Source organism: Methylobacter sp. Wu1, assembly GCF_036553575.1.
Classification (GTDB): domain Bacteria; phylum Pseudomonadota; class Gammaproteobacteria; order Methylococcales; family Methylomonadaceae; genus Methylobacter.
This window is the reverse complement of sequence record NZ_JAZHOC010000071.1, coordinates 1-16,225: the sequence shown is the minus strand read 5'-3', so window position 1 is coordinate 16,225 and position 16,225 is coordinate 1. Positions and strand designations below refer to the sequence as shown.

The following is a 16,225-nucleotide window of genomic DNA, read 5'->3' as shown; positions in this document are numbered from 1 at the left end:
CTGATAACTTTATGGCAATGCTTGCACTCCTGAGTAAGTCCTCGGGAATGGATTTAAGCAAAAACAAGACGAAACTAACGATTGGAACATGGCAAAAGAAGACTTTTATAAGCTTCTCGGTGTAGAAAGAAACGCCAGTGATGCAGAGATTAAGAAGAGCTATCGCCGCCTGGCGATGAAGTATCATCCTGATAGAAATAAAGACAATCAGGCTGAGGCTGAAGCGAAATTCAAGCAGATTAAGGAAGCTTACGAAGTTTTGTCGGATCCTAAAAAACGCTCCGCTTATGATCAATTCGGTCATGCCGGCGTTGATCCATCCATGGGCGGCGGCCGCGGCGGTTTCGGCGCCGATAGCTTCAGCGATATTTTCGGTGATGTGTTTGGCGATATTTTTGGCGGCGGAAGGACACGCAGCTCTGTGCAGCGTGGCGCAGATTTGCGTTATAACCTCGAATTGACGCTGGAAGAAGCTGTCGCCGGAACCGAAGCCAAAATTCGGGTGCCGGTGCTGGTCGTTTGCAGTGAATGTAGCGGTTCGGGCGCCAAGAAGGGTTCTAGTCCGGTTATCTGCTCGACCTGTCATGGTCATGGGCAGGTCAGAATGCAGCAGGGCTTCTTCTCCGTCCAACAGGCCTGTCCGACTTGCCGCGGTACGGGCAAGCAGATTAAGGATCCTTGTGGCAAATGTTATGGACAGGGGCGTGTTCAGGAAACCAAAACCTTATCCGTCAAAGTGCCTGCGGGCGTCGATACCGGCGATCGTATTCGTTTGGCTGGAGAAGGCGAGGCCGGAGAGCGCGGCGGGCCGGCCGGTGATCTGTATGTGCAGGTTCAGGTGAAAGAACATGAGATTTTCACACGTGATGGCGCCAATCTTTACTGCGAAGTGCCGATCAGCTTTCCTACGGCTTGCCTAGGAGGTGAGATAGAAGTGCCGACGCTCGATGGCAAAGTGATGCTCAAAATTCCTGCCGAAACGCAAACCGGAAAATTATTCAGATTGCGCGGCAAAGGCGTCAAGCCGGTACGCGGCGGCGCGATCGGCGATTTATTGTGCCGGGTGCAGATTGAAACCCCGGTTCATCTGACCAAAGAGCAGAAAGAGCTGATTCAACAGTTGGGTGATTCCCTGTCAGGCGGCGGCAAGCATCATAGTCCTCAGGAACACTCATGGACCGACGGTGTAAAAAGCTTTTTTGATAAATTGACAGGATAAGCACCATGATTCGTATTGCTATAGTAGGCGCAACAGGACGGATGGGGCTTTGTCTGATCAAGGCGTCGGCACTGGCCGACAAGGCTGAGCTTTCTGCAGCAGTTTCTCGGCCTGGGAGTCTTGCAGTGGGGAAGGATGCCGGCGAATTGGCGGGTATTAGCGCTGTCGGCGTTAAAGTCGCCGATAATCTGGCGTCTGTTGTTGACCAGTTTGACGTGCTGATCGATTTTACTCGTCCCGATGCTTCCATGGAATATATCGATATTTGCCGCCAGGCCGGCAAAAAAATCGTAATCGGAACTACGGGGTACAGTGATGTGCAAAAAGCCCGGATTGCAGAGGCTGCCAAAGAAGTGGCGATAGTGCTGGCGCCCAATATGAGCGTCGGTGTCAATCTGTCGCTCAAATTGTTGGAAATGGCCGCCAAGGTCATGGGTGATTATACCGATATTGAAGTCATTGAGGCCCATCATCGGCATAAGATCGATGCGCCGTCAGGCACTGCCTTGCGCATGGGCGAGGTAGTTGCGGCTGCGCTAGGCCGGGATTTGAAAAACTGTGCGATTTATGGCCGTGAAGGCAATACCGGCGAGCGGGACCGAAAAACCATCGGCTTTTCGACTATCCGTGCCGGCGATATCGTTGGAGAACATACGGTTATGTTTGCCGACGAAGGCGAACGCGTGGAAATCACGCACAAAGCCACAAGCCGCATGACTTTTGCCAATGGTGCAGTCAGGGCGGCGGTTTGGTTGAAAGATAAACAAACCGGTCTTTATGACATGCAGGATGTCTTAGGTCTGAAAAATTGTTAATGACCAAAACGCTATAATCTCGTAAAATAAGCAGAATTTTGTTTTTTATAACGGGGTGAGTCCTTACGGGTTCATCCCGTTTTGCACATTTGAGGTGACGTGTTTGAGTAAGCCTGCGTTGTTAGTGTTGGAAGACGGAACAGTATTCAATGGCGTATCCATAGGCGCCGATGGTTGTTCCGTGGGAGAAGTCGTATTTAATACCTCTATGACCGGATATCAGGAAATCCTCAGTGATCCGTCTTATGCCCGGCAAATTGTTACATTAACATACCCGCATGTCGGTAATGTCGGCACAACGGACGAAGATGACGAGTCTACCGGCGTTTTTGCCAGCGGGTTAGTCATCAGAGATCTGCCATTGCTGGCCAGTAACTGGCGCTGTGAAAAAACTCTGCAGCAATATCTGATCGACAATAACGTCGTCGCTATCGCCGATGTCGATACGCGCAAATTAACGCGCCTGTTGCGTGATAAAGGCGCTCAGCGGGGCTGCATCATGGCCGGGGAATCAGTGGATGTAGAGGAAGCCAAAGCGGCAATCGATACTTTCCCGGGATTGCAGGGCATGGACTTGGCGAAAGACGTTACCGTCGCCGAGCCTTATGAGTGGACTGAAAATGTCTGGCATCTGCGAGACGGCCACACTAAAGCTGAAAATCTGGCCCGGCATGTTGTCGCTTACGATTTCGGTGTTAAGCGCAATATCCTGAGATTATTGGCAAACCGTGGTTGTCGCATTACGGTCGTGCCGGCGACCACGTCGGCGGAAACCGTGCTGGCAATGAATCCCGATGGCATATTTTTATCCAATGGCCCAGGCGACCCGGAGCCATGCACTTACGCCATAGAAGCGATCAAAGTATTTTTAGCCAAGAAAATTCCGGTATTCGGCATTTGCCTTGGACATCAGCTACTGGCTTTAGCCAGCGGAGCCAAAACCGAAAAAATGAAATTCGGCCATCACGGCGGCAATCATCCTGTGCAGGAAAAATCCACAGGCCGCGTGATGATCAGTAGCCAGAATCATGGATTCGCGGTTAATGAAGCATCGCTTCCCGCTAACTTGATCGCAACCTATCATTCTTTATTTGACGGCAGCTTGCAGGGCATCAAGCGGACCGATTGCCCTGCCATGAGCTTTCAGGGACATCCTGAAGCAAGTCCCGGTCCTCATGATGTACAATCATTGTTTGATGATTTCATCACTATGATGGATCAGTTCAACAAGTAATAAGCCAGTCAATAATCAGCAAAGCAAAACAACGAAATGCCAAAAAGAACCGACATAAAATCGATTTTATTACTGGGCGCAGGCCCGATTGTTATTGGTCAAGCTTGTGAGTTTGATTATTCGGGTACGCAAGCTTGTAAAGCACTGCGGGAAGAAGGCTATCGCGTCATTCTGGTCAACTCGAATCCGGCTACCATTATGACTGATCCGGATATGGCCGATGCCATTTACATCGAGCCTATCGATTGGCAAACCGTGGAAAAAATTATCGAAAAAGAACGTCCCGATGCCATCCTGCCGACGATGGGCGGACAGACGGCATTGAACTGCGCGCTGGCGCTGGATGCGCATGGGGTGCTGGAAAAATACGGCGTCGAGATGATCGGCGCCACCAAAGAAGCGATCAACAAAGCCGAAGACCGTGAACTGTTCAATCAGGCCATGCGAAAAATCGGTTTCGAAGTGGCGCGCTCAAAGACCGCGCATTCAATGGAGGAGGCGCTGGCGGCTCAGCAGGAAGTCGGTTATCCCACCATCATCCGTCCGTCTTTTACCATGGGCGGCAGCGGCGGCGGCATTGCCTATAACAAGGAAGAGTTTATTGAAATTTGCGAACGCGGCCTTGATTTATCTCCGACCAATGAGCTGCTGATTGAGGAATCGGTGCTGGGTTGGAAAGAGTATGAAATGGAAGTTGTGCGCGATTCGAAAGACAATTGCATCATCGTCTGCTCGATCGAGAATTTTGATCCGATGGGCGTGCACACCGGTGATTCGATCACCGTGGCCCCGGCGCAGACCTTGACTGATAAGGAATACCAGATTTTACGCAATGTCGCGGTATCCGTATTGCGCGAAATCGGCGTCGATACCGGCGGCTCAAACGTACAGGTGGCGATCAATCCTGAAGATGGGCGCATGGTCGTGATCGAAATGAATCCTCGCGTATCGCGCTCGTCAGCGCTGGCCTCCAAGGCTACCGGCTTCCCGATTGCCAAAGTGGCAGCCAAACTGGCCGTCGGCTATACATTGGATGAACTGCAAAATGAGATCACGGGCGGCGCAACTCCGGCATCGTTTGAACCGACGATCGATTATGTCGTCACCAAAGTGCCGCGCTTCACTTTCGAGAAATTCCCGCAAGCCGACGATCGTCTGACTACGCAGATGAAGTCGGTAGGCGAGGTCATGGCGATAGGCCGGACTTTTCAGGAGTCGCTGCAAAAAGCCTTGCGCGGTCTGGAAATCGGCATCAGCGGTCTCGATGAAGTTGTCGACTTGAGCGCCGAAGATGCACGCGAAAAAATGCAGCGTGAAATGCGCCATCCGGGGCCAGATCGTTTGCTTTATGTCGCTGATGCCTTCCGTAGCGGCATGACTCTGGATGAAGTGCATGAGGCATCCAAAATCGATCCATGGTTTTTGGCGCAAATTGAAGATTTGGTGCTGACCGAAAAATCATTATCGACCAAAACTTTGTCGACGTTGAAAGAGGGCGAACTTTACAGGTTAAAGCGTAAAGGCTTCTCTGATCAAAGACTGGCCAAGTTGCTCGATACGACCGAATCGGAAGTGCGCAACGTCAGGCATAAACAGAATATCCGCCCGGTCTACAAACGCATCGATTCCTGCGCGGCTGAATTCTCCTCGGATACGGCTTATTTGTATTCGACTTATGAAGAAGAATGCGAAGCGCGCGTTTCGGATAAGGAAAAAATCATTATTCTCGGCGGCGGGCCTAACCGTATCGGACAAGGTATCGAGTTCGACTATTGCTGCGTGCATGCGGCATTGGCGCTGCGTGAAGACGGTTATGAAACGATCATGGTCAACTGCAACCCTGAGACGGTTTCCACCGATTTCGATACGTCCGACCGATTGTATTTTGAATCGTTAACCTTGGAAGACGTGCTTGAAATCGTCAATATTGAAAAACCCAAAGGTGTAATTGTTCAATACGGTGGACAGACGCCTCTGAAGCTGGCGCGCGCGCTGGAAGCGGCTGGCGTGCCGATTATTGGCACATCGCCCGATTCAATTGATTTGGCCGAGGACCGTGAGCGGTTTCAAAAATTGCTGGAGCGGCTGGATTTGAGACAGCCACCCAATGCCACAGCGCGTTCTGTCGAGCAGGCGCTTAATGCGGCAAAAGAGCTGGGCTATCCTTTGGTTGTGAGGCCTTCCTATGTATTGGGCGGGCGCGCCATGGAAATCGTTTTCAATGAAGAAGGCCTGCAGCGCTATATGAAGGAAGCGGTTACAGTGTCCAATGACTCGCCGGTTCTACTCGACCGATTCCTTGATGATGCGGTCGAAATGGATGTCGATGCCATCTATGACGGCGAGCGCGTATTGATCGGCGGTCTGATGGAACATATCGAACAGGCCGGTATCCATTCAGGCGATTCAGCATGTTCATTGCCGCCATACGACCTGGCTCCCGAGATTCAGGACAAATTGCGCGAACAGGTCGCCAAAATGGCAGAGGCTCTGGGCGTAAGAGGCTTGATGAACACGCAGTTTGCGATTCAGGGCGAAGACATCTATGTGCTGGAAGTGAATCCAAGGGCATCGCGTACGGCGCCGTTTGTATCCAAAGCCACAGGCTATCCGCTGGCCAAAATTGCGGCGCGCTGCATGGTAGGGCAATCGTTGGCGCAACAAGGCATTACTGAAGAGCGTATTCCTTCTTATTATTCGGTCAAGGAAGCCGTGTTTCCGTTCGTTAAGTTCCCAGGTGTAGACCCTTTATTGGGGCCTGAAATGAAGTCAACAGGTGAGGTGATGGGAGTTGGAAAGACGTTCGGTGAAGCGTTCGCCAAATCTCAACGAGCGGCTGGCGTTAACTTGAATCATAGCGGCAAGGTGCTGATCAGCATTCGCGATGCTGATAAACCCAAACTGCCTGATATTGCAAGAATGCTGGTGGAGAAAAAATATGAGATTGTCGCAACCGGCGGCACGGCTAAGTTTCTTAAGGAAGCCGGCATTCCTTGCGAAGTTGTATTTAAGGTCAATGAAGGTCGACCTAATACAGTCGATATGATAAAAAATGATCAGGTTCAGTTGATTATTAATACAACGGAAGGTAAAAAGGCTATTTCTGATTCATTTACCATGCGCAGAGAAGCATTGCAGCATCGCGTAACCTATTACACGACTATGGCTGGCGCTAGAGCTGCCTGTTACGCGCTTGGCGAACTGGATGCCGGTAATGTGAATAGTCTTCAGGATCTGCATAAAAGCCTGACTTAGTTAATGATCGATCTGCGTTAGGCAGGTTTTGAATTCCCAGGTTAAGGGATGGATGAATAATATTTTTGGAGTTGTAACAAAATGAATAAAGTACCGCTTACCGTGAAGGGTGCAGAAAAATTGCGTGAGGAATTGGACGAATTGAAATCAGTAGTTCGTCCGCGCATTATTGCGTCTATAGCTTCTGCGCGTGAGCACGGCGATTTAAAGGAAAATGCGGAATATCATGCTGCGCGTGAGCAACAAAGTTTCGCAGAAGGACGTATTGCCGAAATTGAGGCTAAATTATCCAATGCCCAAATTATTGATGTCACTAAACTGGATGCGAATGGAAAGGTGGTTTTCGGTGCAACAGTTGAAATAGAAGATATAGAATCGGAAAAGAAAGTGACGTATCAAATTGTCGGTGAAGATGAAGCCAACATTAAGGATGGCCGCATCTCAATCGGATCGCCTATCGCGCGGGCGCTAATTGGTAAAGAAGCTGGAGATGTTGTTACGGTTAAGGCGCCGGGCGGCAATGTCGAATACGAAATTATCTCAGTCGAATATATTTGATTGAGTCTCAAGGCTAAAGATATAAGCTATGGCGCTTTCCATCTTTAGCCTTGGTTTGAGTTATTTGTCGGGGTTTACTCTGTAAATGACAGCAATCTGGCCGATAGTTTGAATAAGTGCCGCTCCTGTATCCATGCAGATTTTATCGCTAATTTGCTTGCGATCTTCCCGTTCGGCACGTATTCTTACCTTTATAAGCTCGTGGCTGTCGAGTGCCAGTTCTATTTCTGCCATGACTGCAGCTGTCAATCCGGATTGGCCGATCATGATTACGGGTTTTAAGCTATGAGCCTGCGCTCGGAGTTTTTTCTTATCTGCAGAATTCACTCTTTATTCCTAAATCAAAAACTTAATTTTACACTAAAAATTGGCAATGGGACGAAGTAAAAGTAGCAGTCGCTGGATGCAGGAACATTTCAGTGACGAATATGTCAAAATGGCTCAAGTGAAGGGCTATAGATCGCGCGCGGTTTTTAAGCTGAATGAGATTCAGGATAAGGATCAAATTATCAAGCCAGGGATGAATATTATTGATTTAGGCGCGGCCCCGGGCGGATGGTCGCAGTTTGCACGAGAGATTATCGGTAAAAAGAATAAGATCATTGCATTGGATATTTTGCCGATGGAGCCGATTGAAGGTGTTGACTTTATACAGGGAGATTTCCGCGAACAAGCTGTTCTGGATGAGTTATATGCCGTTCTCGATGGAGCAGAGGTTAATTTGGTGATGTCGGATATGGCGCCGAATATGAGCGGCAACAAAGCTGTAGACCAGCCGCGCTCCATTTACCTGGGAGAACTGGCTTTGGAAACGGCCAAGGCGGTGCTGGCAAAAGGCGGTACTTTTCTGGTTAAGCTGTTCCATGGCGAAGGCTTTGAGCAGTTTTATCAAGAAGTGCAGAAATCTTTTTCAAGGGTAGTCATTAGAAAACCGAAAGCTTCAAGACCAAGAAGTAATGAAGTATATATTTTGGCCAAAGGGTTTAAATAATCGTTTATAGCCCTTAATATTTAGCTAATAAGGAGATTACTAGGTGTGGTGGAAATTTTATTTTCATAGCTGGTGAATTCCAGATAAATAGACACTGTCAAAAAGATTATTCCTGATATAATTAGTCAGTTTTTTAAACCGTGAGCCGTTCGGCCCTAGGGTGTGCAAATTGAACGATATGATTAAAAATATAATCCTGTGGGGCGTCATTATTGTTGTATTGATGTCCATCTTTAATAATTTTGGTCCGCAGAGCGACCGGGGCGATTCATCGCTATCATATTCGCAGTTCATTGAGTCGGTAAAATCGGGCCAGGTTCAGCAAGTTATGATTGACGATAACGTTATCAAAGGCAAAATGCAGGGAGGTGAGAGGTTTAAAACCTATGCACCGGAAGACCCGCATTTAGTTGATGACTTGCTGGCAAACGGCGTCGAAATTAAAGCTATACCACCCGAACAGCCTTCAATGCTCATGCAGTTGCTGGTGTCCTTTGGGCCGATGCTGTTGCTTATTGCTGTTTGGGTATTTTTCATGCGGCAAATGCAGGGCGGCGCTGGCGGTGGCCGCGGCGCAATGACTTTTGGAAAGAGCAAAGCCCGCATGCTTGAAGAAGATCAGATTAAAGTGACCTTTGCCGATGTGGCTGGCTGCGATGAAGCTAAGGAAGAGGTCGTTGAGATGGTCGACTTCCTGAGAGATCCGGCCAAATATCAGAAATTGGGCGGCAAAATTCCTCGCGGCGCACTGATGATCGGCCCTCCTGGTACAGGTAAAACATTGCTTGCCAGAGCCATTGCCGGCGAAGCTAAAGTTCCGTTTTTCACTATTTCCGGCTCGGATTTTGTGGAAATGTTCGTGGGTGTAGGTGCATCGCGCGTACGCGATATGTTTGATCAGGCTAAAAAGCACGCACCGTGCATTATTTTTATTGATGAGATCGATGCGGTCGGTCGTCAACGGGGCGCCGGCCTGGGCGGCGGAAATGATGAGCGCGAGCAAACATTGAACCAATTGCTCGTGGAAATGGATGGTTTTGAGGGCAATGAAGGCATTATCGTCATTGCCGCGACAAACCGTCCCGATGTATTGGATCAGGCTTTGTTGCGTCCTGGCAGGTTTGACCGTCAAATAACGGTGGGTCTGCCTGATGTAAGAGGCCGGGAACAGATTCTTAATGTGCACCTAAAGAAAGTGCCTACGGCTGACGATGTTGAAGTTAAATATATAGCCCAGGGTACGCCAGGTTTTTCAGGCGCCGATCTTGCTAACCTGGTTAATGAGGCGGCTTTGTTTGCAGCCAGATCAAATAAACGCCTGGTGAATATGGCGGATCTGGAAAAAGCCAAGGATAAGCTGATCATGGGCGCTGAAAGACGCTCCATGGTTATGGGCGAGAAGGAAAAAAAGATGACGGCCTATCACGAGGCCGGCCATGCTATCGTCGGAAGGCTTGTTCCTGAGCATGACCCTGTTTACAAAGTCAGTATCATGCCGCGGGGACGTGCGTTGGGTGTTACCATGTTCTTGCCGGAAAGGGATCAATACAGCGCCAGCAAACAAAAATTGGACAGCATGATCTCCAGTTTATATGGCGGCCGTATTGCCGAAGAAATGATCTTTGGTTGGGAGCAGGTTAGCACCGGTGCCTCCAATGATATCGAGAGAGCCACTGAGTTAGCCAGAAACATGGTGACTAAATGGGGATTATCTCAACGTTTAGGGCCGTTGGCATACAGTGAAGAGGAAGGTGAAGTTTTTCTGGGACGCTCGGTAACGCAGCATAAGACAGTTGCGGAAGAAACTTCTCATACGATTGATGAAGAGATTCGTTCTTTCATTGACCGGAACTATGAGCGTGCGGAAAAAATTCTTAAGGAAAATATTGACATTCTGCATGCCATGGCTGAAGCGTTAATGAAGTATGAGACTATCGATAAATATCAGATTGACGATCTGATGGCCCGTAAACCGGTCAGAGAGCCTCAAGGCTGGGATGACACGCCTCCTCATGCTGATGTTAAGGCAGATGATTCCAAAGGAGCGACGGAGAAGCCGATTGGCGGCACAGCCGAGCAGATCTAGCAATTCTCTAGCTTGAAAAAAAGGAGAGATTGATATCTCTCCTTTTTTTATGCGTAATTTTTGGCAAGGAATGCGATAAAGTGAACTGAATTCGAGAATAATGCATGTTTTTATCGCATAATAATCTATGAAAGCATTAATGCTTCCCTATTTTTCAGGTAGAGGTTTGTAGGATTATGACAAAAAAATATTTTGGGACTGATGGTATCAGAGGCAGAGTAGGGGATGCCCCCATCACGGCAGATTTTTTGCTGAAACTGGGTTGGGCTACCGGACGTGTTTTTGCAGAGGAAGGGCACGGCTTTGTTTTGGTTGGAAAGGATACTCGTATTTCAGGCTACATGTTTGAATCCGCGTTGGAAGCGGGCTTGACTGCGGCAGGTGTCGATACTCGGCTATTGGGCCCCATGCCTACGCCGGGTATAGCTTACTTAACTCGTACATTGAGAGCGAGTGCAGGTATTGTTATTAGTGCTTCTCACAATCCCTATTACGATAATGGCGTAAAGTTTTTCTCGGTGCAAGGCACAAAATTGCCTGATGAAATAGAGAAAAAAATAGAACATTACATTGACTCGTCGATGACTACGGTAGAGTCCTCAAAATTAGGCAAAGCAAAACGATTGGTCGATGCGGCCGGCCGTTATATTGAGTTTTGCAAGGCAAGTGTTCCTTCTGGGCTTGATTTTAAAGGGTTGCGGATTGTAATCGACTGCGCTCATGGGGCAACTTATCATATAGCGCCTCATGTGTTTAGCGAGGTAGGCGCAGAAGTTGTCACGATTGGCGCAGAGCCGGATGGGCTTAATATTAATGATGAATGCGGATCAACCAGGCCGGAGAAGTTAGCTGAGACCGTTCTGGAGTACAGAGCAGATTTAGGCATCGCATTTGATGGCGATGGCGACCGTGTAATAATGGTGGATCATAAAGGTGAAATCGTTGACGGTGATGAACTCATTTATATTATCGCTAAATCAAGACTGAAGTCAGGCCAATTGTCCGGCCCTGTAGTCGGTACATTAATGACAAATCTGGGTATGGAGCACGGTTTGAAAGAACTGGGCATAGATCTGATGAGGGCGAAAGTAGGCGACCGGTACGTCATGGAAATGTTGACAGTCAATAATGGCATATTAGGCGGGGAAAATTCCGGTCATATTATTTGCCTGGATAGAACGACAACAGGGGATGGCATTATTTCGGCGCTACAAGTTATGGCGGAGATGCAAAGTAGCGGGAAAAATTTGTACGAATTGAAATCCGGAATGCAAAAATATCCTCAAGTTCTAGTGAATGTCAAAACAAGCAAAAAAGTAGATCCGGATAAGGATGAGTCCATACAAAAAGCAGTGAAGTCCATTGAGAAAAAACTGGGCGATACTGGCCGAGTGCTGTTAAGAGCTTCAGGGACAGAACCCCTGATTCGTGTAATGGTAGAAGGACAAAGCGAAGGCTTGGTAAAAGAGTACGCAAATTACTTGGCCGGCGATGTTAAGAAGGCAATAGGAGCTTGAACTATAAGTAATTAGCATATATTATACGTCGTTTATTTCCTGCTTGAGCGTAGAAATGCTCCAGTCTCTGGTTGTGAGAATTTTAAGAAACAGCAACGGATGAGCGGACTCAATCCCTAAGATCAACAGTTATAACTGGAAAGATAAGGACATTACCGATGCGAAATGCAATTATAAGTATGTTGAGGTAGTGTTAAGCCGGATAGGGAAAAGACTTGCTTGTCATGAGAATATTGATAGCAGCTTAATAGGTGAGGCTTCGCAGGATGCGGGTCCTTTTACAGATTTATCATTCGACTTAGAGTAGTTTAGACTTTTTATGTATCAGGTAATCATTGTTGTTCATGTGTTGTTGGGTATAGGCGTTGTTGGATTAGTTCTAATGCAGCAAGGAAAAGGGGCTGATGCGGGCGCGGCTTTTGGTTCCGGCTCTTCAGGTTCCGTTTTTGGTGCTCAGGGCGCTGCTTCATTTTTGTCTCGGGCAACAGCAATTTTGGCAACTTTGTTTTTTACGACCAGCTTAGGGCTCGCTGTATTAAGTGGTCAACAGGGCAAAACTACTGATCTGATGAGTACTCCTGAAGTCGAGGATACTTCCGGTATTCCTAAAGTGGATGGAGCCACAGATATGAAGAGTGTTCCCGTTATACCTGAGGCCGGATCAGAAAAAGCGCCAGTGGCACCAGCGCCAGCGGCAACGCCTGCTGAAAAGCCTGTTGATCAAACTAAAGATAAAGTGGAAAAATAATTCAAAACAGTGTTTAATATGACGTTCTGATGATTTATTAGCCGATGTGGTGAAATTGGTAGACACGCCATCTTGAGGGGGTGGTGACGCAAGTCGTGTCGGTTCAAATCCGACCATCGGCACCAAGTTAAGGGTTTAAGAGACCCAACAAAGTACAAAAACCCGCATTCCTTCTGGTCTAGCGGGTTTTTTATTGTCCAACGAAGTACAAGCAGATTCGTTGACATACCGTCATTTATGACGGTATAAATGGCGGTACATCTTATACCGTCAAAAAATATACCGTCATGTCGCTGTCAGATACCGCCATCCGTAACGCCAAACCCACCGAAAAGCCTTATAAAATGCCTGATGAAAAAGGCATGTATCTCTTTATCCATCCCAACGGCGGAAAATACTTTCGGCTTGATTACCGTTTTGACGGAAAGCGTAAAACATTGGCCTTGGGTGTTTATCCAGAGATCAGTTTGAAGCAGGCCAGAGACAAACGAGACGAAGCCAAAAAACAAATAACTGATGGAATAGATCCCGGCGAAATTAGGAAGCAGGGTAAAGCCGAGAAAGCCGCCGCCATTGATCGGCAAAATAGGCTTGATGCCGGCTTGCCGGTTCTCAATAGTTTTGAGCATGTCGCGCGTGACTGGCTAGAATCAGCAGCGCACACGGTTAGAGAACTTACACGACAAAAAAAGATCAGGCATTTTGAAAGGCATGTTTTCCCTGGCATTGGGGCAATGGATGTAGCCGAAATCAAATCACCGGATATTTATGGCGTTATAAAGCCGCTCATTGCCAAAAACCAGCTTGAAACAGCGCATCGAGTCCATAGTGAGATCAGTTCTGTATATAGCTATGCCATAGCTCACGGCTTTACAAACTATGATCCAGCTCAGGCCGTAGCAGCGCAGATACCGGCACAAAAAGTAAAACATCGGGCGGCACTGACAGACCCCAAAGAAATAGGCCAATTGCTCAGGGACATATACAGCTACCAGGGAACCTTCGTTGTACAGTGCGCGTTCCGGTTATCGCCTTTGCTGTTTCAGCGACCTGGCGAAATCCGCCAAATGGAATGGGATGATATTGATTTAGAGGCCAGAGAATGGCGCTATTTTGTCACCAAGACAGAAGTATTACATATTGTGCCATTGTCCAAACAGGCCGTTTCCATCCTGGAGGAAATCAAACCGCTAACCGGATCGGGCCGCTATGTGTTCCCCTCAAGCCGTGGCGATGGGCGGCCAATGTCAGATAACACGATCAGAACGGCGCTTAAAACGTTGGGTTATGATAGCGATGTCATGACCGCACACGGATTCAGAACCACAGCTTCAACTTTACTGAATGAGCAAGGATGGTCTCCAGATGCTATTGAGCGGCAGCTTTGTCACATGCCAAGGGATGCAGTAAGGGCAGCATACAACCGGGCGCAATACCTGGAAGAACGTCGAAAGATGATGCAAGCCTGGTCTGATTATCTGGATAGCCTAAAGGCTGGCGCTGATGTTATCCCATTGATGCGTAAAAATGGGTGATAGCTGTGAATGATTATTATGATCTTGAAGCATTGAAGCGGTTTATTGAAAAAGTAGATAAAAACTATTGGGGATCATTTGAACGCTTTATAGAGTGCAAGGCATCAGGTATAGACCCAGAGCCAGAGAACTTGGGTGAAGGTATAACCAAAGAAGAATTTTTGGCAGTTGCCAGGGCATTATCGGCATTAATAGTTGTTGGCGTAGATCTAAGGAAGGAACTAGGGATAAGGAAAAAAACAGGGCCAAAAAATGCAAGGTTAAAACAGACCATTCATGATCCTGAATTTGGCATCGTATTAAGCCTTGAATCAGGAGAAATAACCTATGACAGGGCTATTGATCTTCTAAAAAGAGAATTTCACGTTGAGAAAACAACGGCTGAAAAATTTATCAAGGATCGTAGAGAAGCTGTCAGAAATATTATAAAAATCAAATCATTAATAGATAGAAAAACTTCAAAAATCTAATTGTCAACCCGGTAATTAAAAGCAAAATTACCGAGGTTACATTCGAAAAAATATGTGAATAATACGGTGTCATTGTTCCAATAACGTCCAAAGGAGGACGAGCAATGACAACAAAAAACATAAACTCTCAACGTAAAACCCGCAACAAAATCACATACATTCCTACATCATTACCGCCTGAAGGCGTAGTTCGATTATGTACAGTTTTAGCGGTTTTAGGTATTTCAAAAACCAGCTTTCTTAATGGGGTAAAAGAAGGTAAATATCCCGCTGGAAAATTGTTATCCCCGCGCTGCCGAGTCTGGCCGGTCTCTGAGATACGTGCCTTGCTTGCTTCACTTGAAAATGGCGAGGATGCATGATCTTGACGAAATATCTACAAGCCGCTATGCTTATTCTGCTGCCAAATTGCAGCACGGGATTGGCGTCCTGGAATACGAGCGGCACAGCCGCGATTAAGCGGTTTTTTTGTGCGCGAAAACTTCTCAGTTCCTCATCGTTATGTCGGGCTGGGCGGAGCAGTCGCAAGACTGGCCGGTGCTCGTACCGGTACGCCAACTTCGTTCAGTCCGGCACCCATGATTGGCGTCTAGGTGTCGGGTTTATAACCTTACGAGACACAATCATGAAAAATCACGTCCAAACACCGGCTAAATCCAGCCAAAGACAATCAAGATTCAACCTTATCAAACGCACACCTGAAGGCCGGCAATTAATTTGCCAGGACTTAACCTTTGCTCAGGTAGTCGCCCTGGTTGCTGAAACCCCCGCCGCTATTGTGAAGTTTTCCAGAATGGAGGCCGCACAATGAGCCAAAACAGAACGCTCCATATCGAAATAATCCGAGACCGGCACGCCAAACCGCTGGCCATCGTTAAAAACTTTCCGGGACTGGATGCCGAAATGTATTCGGACAGTCTCAGAAAGATGGCAGCCCAGTTAATTCAGGCCGCCGATGACCTGGAGGCTTTAAATTCAGAGCAAGCCCAAGTCATCAGCCTTGATGATCTTATGGCCAGGCAGGATCAGGAACGCGGCATCAAGCCATTATCGCTCGAGCCTGAATTGTTGCTTGATCGCATTGACCAAGGCGGCCACTCCGGTCAATTCCTGGCCGACGCCTTTATCAGCGCCTACCGGACCGACCAGCCTTTTCAACATAGCCTGGGCGAGTTGTCCCGCCTAGATGCTGAAGGCTTTAGACTCTTTCATGAGATCTTGCACATTCGGCATACCCCCGGCTGGAGTGACCAGTTGCTTTACGACATTGAATGCCAGGTTATATACCTGATGACCAAGGAAGGGCTAATGGAAACCACAGCATCAAACGCTCAAACCGAGCAAGATCAAACCAATAAACCCAATATCATTTTCAGTCACCGGGCGCCATTTAGCGTAAAAAAGGGTGATTCTTTTGCCATGTACCACGCTCTATATCCGATCCTGCAACGTGCCGAAGCAGTGGCTGATTTGATCGAAGTCGCTTGTCAGGAAACCAATAAGGCAGATTTCTCTCGCGATACTTTGTGGCGATCCGCTGAGACCATTCGCTTTGAAATCAAAGACGCCCGGGCGCTATTAGACGCTTATTACGGGGTGCAACCATGAGCGGCAAAAATCGTGTACAAGATCAAATCGAAGTCATCAAGAGCTGCAATCATGCCATTACTGTTATTTCTAACCTGAGTTCGGGATAAAAAAGGGAGCAGGTTTTTGTTATAAAAGAGAAAATAAGTTTTCGACGCTAACTTTCTCCAAACAAGAACCTGCTACTGATGAAATTAACACACTTATTCT

General features: G+C 47.7%; 15 protein-coding genes and 1 tRNA gene. 15 read left to right on the top strand and 1 reads right to left on the bottom strand.

Annotated elements, in window-relative coordinates:
• The first annotated feature begins 88 nt into the window (after window positions 1-88).
• The 5 genes from dnaJ (at window position 89) to greA (ending at window position 7,081) form a co-directional block, all read left to right on the top strand.
• Window positions 89-1,219 carry a molecular chaperone DnaJ gene (dnaJ, locus tag V2P20_RS15445; protein WP_331819845.1) on the top strand — a complete coding sequence of 377 codons (1,131 nt, stop codon included), beginning with the start codon at window positions 89-91 and terminating at the stop codon, window positions 1,217-1,219.
• The gene (gene dapB / locus V2P20_RS15440) at window positions 1,216-2,034 is read left to right on the top strand and encodes a 4-hydroxy-tetrahydrodipicolinate reductase (protein WP_348532252.1); all 819 of its coding nucleotides are present in this window, start codon (window positions 1,216-1,218) and stop codon (window positions 2,032-2,034) included. Before dnaJ ends, dapB begins: the two co-directional genes overlap by 4 nt.
• A gap of 103 nt (window positions 2,035-2,137) precedes the next feature.
• Complete coding sequence (carA, locus tag V2P20_RS15435) at window positions 2,138-3,268, top strand: glutamine-hydrolyzing carbamoyl-phosphate synthase small subunit (RefSeq protein WP_331819841.1); 1,131 nt, start codon at window positions 2,138-2,140, stop codon at window positions 3,266-3,268.
• A 36-nt stretch (window positions 3,269-3,304) separates the two neighbouring features.
• A complete protein-coding gene (gene carB, locus V2P20_RS15430) occupies window positions 3,305-6,523 on the top strand; it encodes a carbamoyl-phosphate synthase large subunit (RefSeq protein ID WP_331819839.1) in 3,219 nt (1,072 codons plus the stop codon).
• Window positions 6,524-6,604: 81 nt separating this feature from the next.
• Window positions 6,605-7,081: a transcription elongation factor GreA gene (gene greA, locus V2P20_RS15425; RefSeq protein ID WP_331819837.1), complete on the top strand. Its 477-nt coding sequence runs from the start codon at window positions 6,605-6,607 to the stop codon at window positions 7,079-7,081.
• 60 nt (window positions 7,082-7,141) lie between these two features.
• On the opposite strand, the gene yhbY is transcribed toward greA, so the two are convergent.
• A complete protein-coding gene (gene yhbY, locus V2P20_RS15420) occupies window positions 7,142-7,408 on the bottom strand; it encodes a ribosome assembly RNA-binding protein YhbY (RefSeq protein ID WP_194970476.1) in 267 nt (88 codons plus the stop codon).
• Window positions 7,409-7,454: 46 nt separating this feature from the next.
• Here yhbY and rlmE point away from each other — a divergent pair, with 46 nt between their 5' ends.
• The 10 genes from rlmE to V2P20_RS15370 all read left to right on the top strand — a co-directional run bounded on the left by rlmE (window position 7,455) and on the right by V2P20_RS15370 (window position 16,036).
• A complete protein-coding gene (gene rlmE, locus V2P20_RS15415) occupies window positions 7,455-8,072 on the top strand; it encodes a 23S rRNA (uridine(2552)-2'-O)-methyltransferase RlmE (protein WP_331819834.1) in 618 nt (205 codons plus the stop codon).
• Between the two features lie 178 nt (window positions 8,073-8,250).
• Window positions 8,251-10,158 (top strand): ATP-dependent zinc metalloprotease FtsH, encoded by a 1,908-nt coding sequence (gene ftsH / locus V2P20_RS15410; protein WP_194970493.1) that lies wholly within the window; start codon window positions 8,251-8,253, stop codon window positions 10,156-10,158.
• A gap of 176 nt (window positions 10,159-10,334) precedes the next feature.
• On the top strand, window positions 10,335-11,675 hold the full coding sequence (gene glmM / locus V2P20_RS15405) for a phosphoglucosamine mutase (protein ID WP_331819832.1): 1,341 nt from the start codon (window positions 10,335-10,337) through the stop codon (window positions 11,673-11,675).
• 319 nt (window positions 11,676-11,994) lie between these two features.
• Window positions 11,995-12,423: a preprotein translocase subunit SecG gene (gene secG, locus V2P20_RS15400; protein WP_194970479.1), complete on the top strand. Its 429-nt coding sequence runs from the start codon at window positions 11,995-11,997 to the stop codon at window positions 12,421-12,423.
• Between the two features lie 40 nt (window positions 12,424-12,463).
• A tRNA-Leu gene (locus V2P20_RS15395) sits at window positions 12,464-12,548 on the top strand.
• A gap of 162 nt (window positions 12,549-12,710) precedes the next feature.
• The gene (locus V2P20_RS15390; RefSeq protein ID WP_331819829.1) at window positions 12,711-13,958 is read left to right on the top strand and encodes an integrase arm-type DNA-binding domain-containing protein; all 1,248 of its coding nucleotides are present in this window, start codon (window positions 12,711-12,713) and stop codon (window positions 13,956-13,958) included.
• A 5-nt stretch (window positions 13,959-13,963) separates the two neighbouring features.
• Window positions 13,964-14,428 carry a hypothetical protein gene (locus V2P20_RS15385; protein WP_331819827.1) on the top strand — a complete coding sequence of 155 codons (465 nt, stop codon included), beginning with the start codon at window positions 13,964-13,966 and terminating at the stop codon, window positions 14,426-14,428.
• Window positions 14,429-14,532: 104 nt separating this feature from the next.
• Window positions 14,533-14,790 (top strand): hypothetical protein, encoded by a 258-nt coding sequence (locus V2P20_RS15380; protein ID WP_331819825.1) that lies wholly within the window; start codon window positions 14,533-14,535, stop codon window positions 14,788-14,790.
• Between the two features lie 263 nt (window positions 14,791-15,053).
• A complete protein-coding gene (locus V2P20_RS15375; RefSeq protein WP_331819823.1) occupies window positions 15,054-15,239 on the top strand; it encodes a hypothetical protein in 186 nt (61 codons plus the stop codon).
• Window positions 15,236-16,036: a hypothetical protein gene (locus V2P20_RS15370; RefSeq protein WP_331819821.1), complete on the top strand. Its 801-nt coding sequence runs from the start codon at window positions 15,236-15,238 to the stop codon at window positions 16,034-16,036. Before V2P20_RS15375 ends, V2P20_RS15370 begins: the two co-directional genes overlap by 4 nt.
• Window positions 16,037-16,225 lie beyond the last annotated feature (189 nt).

Coding starts and splice junctions, on each gene's coding strand:
- V2P20_RS15370 (WP_331819821.1), top strand. CDS start 15,236: ATGAGCCAAAACAGAACGCTCCATATCGAAATAATCCGAGACCGGCAC.
- rlmE (WP_331819834.1), top strand. CDS start 7,455: ATGGGACGAAGTAAAAGTAGCAGTCGCTGGATGCAGGAACATTTCAGT.
- dnaJ (WP_331819845.1), top strand. CDS start 89: ATGGCAAAAGAAGACTTTTATAAGCTTCTCGGTGTAGAAAGAAACGCC.
- V2P20_RS15380 (WP_331819825.1), top strand. CDS start 14,533: ATGACAACAAAAAACATAAACTCTCAACGTAAAACCCGCAACAAAATC.
- glmM (WP_331819832.1), top strand. CDS start 10,335: ATGACAAAAAAATATTTTGGGACTGATGGTATCAGAGGCAGAGTAGGG.
- greA (WP_331819837.1), top strand. CDS start 6,605: ATGAATAAAGTACCGCTTACCGTGAAGGGTGCAGAAAAATTGCGTGAG.
- V2P20_RS15375 (WP_331819823.1), top strand. CDS start 15,054: ATGAAAAATCACGTCCAAACACCGGCTAAATCCAGCCAAAGACAATCA.
- carB (WP_331819839.1), top strand. CDS start 3,305: ATGCCAAAAAGAACCGACATAAAATCGATTTTATTACTGGGCGCAGGC.
- V2P20_RS15390 (WP_331819829.1), top strand. CDS start 12,711: ATGTCGCTGTCAGATACCGCCATCCGTAACGCCAAACCCACCGAAAAG.
- ftsH (WP_194970493.1), top strand. CDS start 8,251: ATGATTAAAAATATAATCCTGTGGGGCGTCATTATTGTTGTATTGATG.
- secG (WP_194970479.1), top strand. CDS start 11,995: ATGTATCAGGTAATCATTGTTGTTCATGTGTTGTTGGGTATAGGCGTT.